We start from the raw sequence: 621 nt of genomic DNA, 5'->3' as shown, positions 1-621 counted from the left end.
TTTTAAGATTTATATTATTCTTCTTTTTAATAAATTATTTCTTTTATAATAGTCAAAAAATAAACAGCTTATTTAAAACTTGGTCGATAGTTTTCTTTATTATTTTGATAGATATTTACATAGAAAGATTGACTGGTAGTAATATTTTAGGTTTTGGAAAAATTGAAATAGACGGGGTAGTCCAACCAAATGGTGAGAGAGTTGTAAGTTTTTTTATTAATGAACCAATTGCTGGGACATTTATCTCAGGTTTTGCTTTTATAATTTGCGGATATATTTTTACAATTTTTAGAAATAATAACAAATATAAACCTTTAAGTTTGATAATACCTGCTTTGATTTTGACAGGAATTTTATTAACAGGAGAAAGGTCAAATACAATAAAATCTTTTTCTGGTATTTTTCTTTTTATAATTTTGATTGATTATATTAAAATAAGAAACAAAATTTTTTTAGTTCTTTTTTGTTTAATTACTTTTTTTGTAACAATAAATTTTTCTGATTATGTAAAAAAACGTTATTATGGTCAAATCTATAAACCAATTATTAACAAAGAAATAAGAGATTGGTATTTGAACAAGAATTTATACCTTAAACTCTATAGGTCTGGAATTTCTGTTT

The 621-nt window shown here is 22.4% G+C and carries 1 protein-coding gene; it reads left to right on the top strand.

The features are described 5' to 3' along the window. Nucleotides 1–104: 104 nt before the first annotated feature. The coding region (locus tag AMN84_RS04735; RefSeq protein WP_143755556.1) for a hypothetical protein at nucleotides 105–621 on the top strand (517 nt) is incomplete at its 3' end.

This window comes from Candidatus Pelagibacter communis, from assembly GCF_001180105.1.
Taxonomy (GTDB): domain Bacteria; phylum Pseudomonadota; class Alphaproteobacteria; order Pelagibacterales; family Pelagibacteraceae; genus Pelagibacter; species Pelagibacter ubique_K.
This window is presented reverse-complemented; position numbering and strand designations above follow the sequence as displayed.